This window comes from Chloroflexota bacterium (assembly GCA_026713825.1).
Taxonomy (GTDB): Bacteria; Chloroflexota; Dehalococcoidia; order Lucifugimonadales; family UBA1127; genus UBA1127.
The window spans coordinates 1-2,661 of sequence record JAPONS010000023.1 but is presented as its reverse complement, the minus strand read 5'-3'; the positions used below and the strand labels follow the sequence as shown (position 1 = coordinate 2,661).

At 68.6% G+C, this 2,661-nt stretch carries 3 protein-coding genes; 2 read left to right on the top strand and 1 reads right to left on the bottom strand.

Features of this window, described 5'->3' with window-relative positions; all coding sequences use genetic code 11:
• Both OXC99_02915 and OXC99_02910 read left to right on the top strand, forming a co-directional pair.
• Positions 1-199: redoxin domain-containing protein (locus OXC99_02915; GenBank protein ID MCY4623937.1), on the top strand; the 199-nt coding region annotated here is incomplete at its 5' end.
• 60 nt (positions 200-259) lie between these two features.
• The gene (locus OXC99_02910) at positions 260-508 is read left to right on the top strand and encodes a hypothetical protein (protein ID MCY4623936.1); all 249 of its coding nucleotides are present in this window, start codon (positions 260-262) and stop codon (positions 506-508) included.
• Positions 509-793: 285 nt separating this feature from the next.
• Here the strand turns inward: OXC99_02910 and OXC99_02905 are convergent, their stop codons facing one another.
• Positions 794-2,167, bottom strand: coding sequence for an MmgE/PrpD family protein (locus OXC99_02905; protein MCY4623935.1), 1,374 nt, complete (start codon positions 2,165-2,167; stop codon positions 794-796).
• Between the last annotated feature and the right edge of the window lie 494 nt (positions 2,168-2,661).

The window sequence follows — 2,661 nt, the reverse complement described above, 5'->3', positions numbered from 1 at the left end:
GCCCGCGCCGACGGCCACGCCGCGGCCTACGGCTACTCCAGTGCCGCCCACGGCGACGCCGAACATACCCGTCGGCCACCAGGTCGGGCAGCGGGCGCCGGACTTCACCGTGACGGCGGTCAGCGGGGAGACAGTCACGCTCTCGGAGGTGACGGCGTCCGGGAAGGCGGTGATCGTCTACTTCTTCGCGACATGGTGACCGACCTGTAATGCGGAGGTTCCGCATCTGCAGAGGGTTTACTCAACGAACAGCGATGACGTGTTGATCGTGGGCATCAGCTATGACGCACTATCGACGCAGTCCGAACTGACGAGGTACTCGAACAACCGTGGGCTGAGTTTTCCGATCGCGGCGTACGAGCGGAGCATCGTCGCGGATGGCTATCGCATAACGGCGCAGTCAAGCGCGGTGGGCATCGACGCGAGCGGGGTCATCCAGCTGCGAAAGGGCTACGGCTTGCAGAACCAGAGCGAGTGGCAAGGATGGGTGGACACGCTGGTTGGCTAGCGACTCTGGATACCGGCCTCCGCCGGTAAAACGAAGCGACGGCGGCTGCCCGGCCCTTCGAGAGCCTCAGGACACACCCTTCGAGAGCCTCAGGACACGCCCTTCGATTTCCCTCAGGGCGAACGGGAGTGGGAGAGGGGCAACCACGAGGGTTGCCCCTACGGCGGGGTGAACGGGCATGCTCGTTGCGCCTCTGGATACCGGCATTCGCCGGTATGAGGGGGACCCTCCGTTCATGGGACCCTTCGGCAGGCTCAGGACGGAGTCAGGGCGAACGGGGGGCGGCTAGCCTCTCGCCAAGAGCGGGCGCAGGTCCCGGATGTTCGCAACGTCCTCGATGTGGAGCACGCGGTCTATGAGCTGCTCAGTCGCGTTCTCCCCCAGCACCGGCCCGATCAAGTCGCGCGCCTTCTCGCATACCCTGCCGGTGTCGAGCGGGTTCTGGGCCGTGCCCGGGGCGTACTTGGTGTGGTGGCTCAACACCCGGCCGTCCGTGGTCGTCACCTCAATGATGGCCTGGCGCGGGGCCTCGGGCATGACGAGGCTGGCCTCCGGCTGAAGGGTTACGCGTTCCTTCATGGCGAGCACCTCGGCGTCGGCCATGCGCTCGTAGGAGTGGGTGGAGGTGAAGGAGACGCCGCCGTCGACCAGCGCGAGGGCGATGCAGTGCTGGATGTTGACGTCCGGCATGGCGCGGTTGTTGACGACGCCCGCGCCGTCGGTGGGGAGCCGGGCGACGACGCTGGCGACGTCGGCGCCGGTGACGTTGTGGGCGGCGGTGATGGTGAACAGGGCATCGAGCGCCGACTGGATCGGGTAGCCGACGGCGTAGGGCTTGATGGCAGTCGAGGAGACGGAGAAGACCTCGCCGAGGCCGTCGGTGATGCGGCTGGGGTCAGGATTCTGGGAGAAGGCCAGCAGCAGGTTGTGCTCGCCGTCGAGGATGTTGGGGACGCCGGAGAAGCCCATCTGGACCATGGTGGCGGCGGTGACGCCGTTGCGGGCGCCCATGCCGGCGAAGTCAAAGGCCTTCTCGACGTGCTCCTCGTCGCCGACCCAGGCCCAGAGGCCGGAGGCCTGCTGCGAGGCGTAGGAGAGCACGTAGCGCATCTGCATCGGGTCGAGGCGGGCGAGGGAGGCGGCCGCGCCCGTCGCGCCGAAGGTTGCGCCGAAGCCCTCTGCGCTGTGGTGCGCGGCGCGAAGCTTGTCGGCGTCGACGGCGAGGAGGATGCGGCAGGCGACGTCGTAGCCGAGGGCGACGGCGCGGAGGAGCTCGGCGCCGGACGCGCCCTCGCGCTCGGCCATCGCCCACGCGGCGGGGACGACGCTGCAGCCGGGGTGGGCCTTGGACAGCGGGTCGAAGTCGTCGGTCTCGTCGGCGTGGCCCATCATGCCGTTGGCGAGGGCGGCGTTGGCGGCGGAGGTGACGACATCGGTGGTCATGACCATGGACTCGGGGACGCCGCCGAGGGTGCGGACGTACTTGTCCGCCATCTGCCCGGGCAGCAGCGTGCTGCCGGAGACGATGGCGGCGAGGCTGTCGAGGAGGCGGTGCTTGGCCTCCCGGTCGACGTCGGCGGGCAGGGCGCGGTCGCGGGCGGCGGCCATGTAGCCGGCGAGGATGCCGGTGGTGTTGCCGTTGGCGGGTGCCTGGGTCATAGCGCTCCCTTCGGGTGAGTGATGCTGGGACGCGGGTAGTATACCCGGCTTGGCCTCGTTGGGTGCAAACGAAAGGGGCCGGCGCACTTGCGTGCCGGCCGGCCCCTCCCTCGCCGCCTATGTGGTTGTGGTTTCCTGTCGCTCCGGGTGAGGCTTGTCGCGGGCGCCCCCACCCCCTCCATGGGGGCGCCTGCGCCTCTCCACGCTTTTGGTGTTGGCAATCGCCTGCCCGAACACTAGTTCTTACTATATTAGAACATGCATTCCGGTCTGTCAATGGGGTGGGGGTGGGTTGGCCGGTGCGGTTTGTGAGGGGCGCGAGGGGCCCCGCCCTTGGATCCCGGCTTTCGCCGGGATGGAGGTTGCGGTGAGAGGGTGATTGACGTGGTTGGTGGAGGGGGCGCCCCGCACGGCCGCCCCTCTGGATTCCTGCCTTCGCAGGAATGACGCGGAGGGGGGGGGAATGGTGCGGAGGGGGGATGGGGTCGGGGTGG

What these genes read in the sequence shown, in the direction of transcription:
- OXC99_02905 (MCY4623935.1), bottom strand. Translation starts at nt 2,167, where the DNA reads ATGACCCAGGCACCCGCCAACGGCAACACCACCGGCATCCTCGCCGGC.